4 protein-coding genes are annotated in these 2,101 nt (G+C 65.5%); 2 read left to right on the top strand and 2 right to left on the bottom strand.

Annotated features, from left to right (window positions below; genetic code table 11):
* The coding region (locus tag GOOTI_RS27350) for a ubiquitin carboxyl-terminal hydrolase family protein (RefSeq protein WP_505674594.1) at positions 1-157 on the bottom strand (157 nt) is incomplete at its 3' end.
* A 127-nt stretch (positions 158-284) separates the two neighbouring features.
* Between GOOTI_RS27350 and msrB the strand changes: the two genes are divergently transcribed.
* Together msrB and msrA are read left to right on the top strand one after the other, a co-directional pair.
* Positions 285-767 carry a peptide-methionine (R)-S-oxide reductase MsrB gene (msrB, locus tag GOOTI_RS07735; RefSeq protein ID WP_007238014.1) on the top strand — a complete coding sequence of 161 codons (483 nt, stop codon included), beginning with the start codon at positions 285-287 and terminating at the stop codon, positions 765-767.
* Positions 764-1,318 (top strand): peptide-methionine (S)-S-oxide reductase MsrA, encoded by a 555-nt coding sequence (gene msrA / locus GOOTI_RS07730; protein ID WP_007238013.1) that lies wholly within the window; start codon positions 764-766, stop codon positions 1,316-1,318. The genes msrB and msrA overlap by 4 nt, the downstream gene beginning before the upstream one ends.
* 73 nt (positions 1,319-1,391) lie before the next feature.
* On the opposite strand, the gene GOOTI_RS07725 is transcribed toward msrA, so the two are convergent.
* Positions 1,392-2,101, bottom strand: a 710-nt coding sequence (locus GOOTI_RS07725) for an MFS transporter (protein ID WP_007238012.1), incomplete at its 5' end; no start/stop codon positions are given.

Genomic DNA, 2,101 nt, shown 5'->3' with positions numbered 1-2,101 from the left:
GGGAAGCATGCTGCGAGGGCGAGCTGTCGCAGCAGCCTACGTGTCCACATGCGGCGCAGCGTCGTAGATGAAACCACCAGCCGTCAGGGCCGGCGAGACACTCGACGCAGCCTGTGCCGGACGGGGGAACCGTGGGATCGAGCGAGTTGTCTGCCATGTCCCGACGCTACGCTCGGGTGGAGGGCTTATCGACTCTCACCGGATTCACAGACTCACGGGACCAAATTCGACGACGCCGCTGTTCTTGTATGTGACACCGCAGCCAGCGGTGGCAAGGAGGAGAAATGTCCCACGACTACCGCAAGACCACCGAGGCGCTCGAGCGCCTGACGCCCGACCAATACCGCGTCACTCAGCAGGAGGGAACCGAGCCCGCGTTCCACAACGAATACTGGGACAACCATCAGCCCGGCATCTACGTCGACGTCGTCTCCGGCGAGCCGCTGTTCACGTCGCTCGACAAGTACGACAGCGGAACGGGTTGGCCCAGCTTCACCCGCCCCATCAGCGACGACGCCGTTTCGACGCGCACCGACCGAACGCTGTGGATGAAGCGCACCGAGGTGCGCTCGGCGTATGCCGACAGCCACCTCGGGCATGTCTTCGACGACGGTCCGCGCGCGGAAGGCGGACGCAGGTACTGCATGAACTCGGCATCGCTGCGATTCATCCCCGCCGACGAGCTCGACGAGCAGGGATACGGCGAGTTCCGGCACCTGTTCGAGACCACCGACCATGTAGACAACAGGCAGGAGAACGCATCATGACCAGTGGAAGCAACGACGACGGACGCGTCACCTCGCAACCCGGCACCGAAACCGCGGTACTCGCGGGCGGATGCTTCTGGGGTGTCGAGGATTTGATCCGACGTCAGCCAGGAGTGATCTCGACCCGCGTCGGGTACACCGGCGGCGACAACGACCACCCCACGTATCGAAACCACCCGGGACATGCCGAGGCCGTCGAGATCGTCTTCGATCCGACGCAGACGACCTACCGCGACATCCTCTCGTTCTTCTTCCAGATTCACGATCCGTCTACGAAGAACCGGCAGGGCAACGACGTCGGTACGAGTTACCGGTCGGCGATCTTCCCTCAGTCGCCCGAGCAGGAGCGCGTCGCGCGTGACACGATCGCCGACGTCGACGCGTCGGGGCTGTGGCCCGGCAAGGCGGTCACGACGATCGAGCCTGCGGGCCCGTTCTGGGAGGCCGAGCCAGAGCACCAGGACTACCTACTGCGGTATCCGAACGGCTATACATGCCACTGGCCGCGTCCGGAGTGGGTACTCCCGCACCGCGATAAGGCACACGCCTGACCTGATCGGACGACATACGGCCCGGTCACCGAGTTCATCGGTGGCCGGGCCGTACCCGTCTGCGGCCGCGTGATCAGTGCGCCATCGCCGGCGCCTCGTCGCCCTCGGTGACGGGGAGTGTGCCGTTCGGAATGAGGAGCGCCGAGATCACCGCTCCTGCGGCGAACACGGCGGCCGCGACCCAGAAGGCCGTGGTGTAGGAGTGCACCGCGGCGAGTTGCTGCAGTGCCATCGGAGTGGCGACCTGCCCCGCGTGCGATGTCGCGTACGACGCCGCGGCGCTGGCGGCAATTGTGCTCAGCAGCGCGGTACCGACGGAACCGCCGACCTGCTGCATGGTGTTGACCGTTGCCGACGCGACACCCGCGTCCTCGGGCAGCACACCCGAAACCGCTCCCTGCATGGCCGGAGCCATCGACGCGCCGAGTCCGACGCCCATGATCAGCAGCGCGGGCAAGACGTGCGCCGCGTACGTACTGGTGTCGGTCAGTTGGGTGAGCAGCACCATGCCCAGTGCGGCGATCAGCATGCCGCCTGCCATCAGCCAGCGAGGACCGAACCGAGGCAGCAACACACCGGTCGCCGTCGTCGCGGTGACGATCAGCATGGCGATCATCGGAAGGAATGCGAGTCCGGTCTTGATGGGGGTGAAGTGCAGGTTGACCTGCAGGTAGTAGGTCAGGAACAGGAAGATGCCGAACATCCCGATACCCACGATGAACACCGCAAGGTATGACCCGCCGCGGGTGCGGTCGGTGATGACCCGTAGCGGCAACAGCGCGT

It is taken from the genome of Gordonia otitidis NBRC 100426, assembly GCF_000248075.1.
GTDB lineage: Bacteria > Actinomycetota > Actinomycetes > Mycobacteriales > Mycobacteriaceae > Gordonia > Gordonia otitidis.
This window is presented reverse-complemented; position numbering and strand designations above follow the sequence as displayed.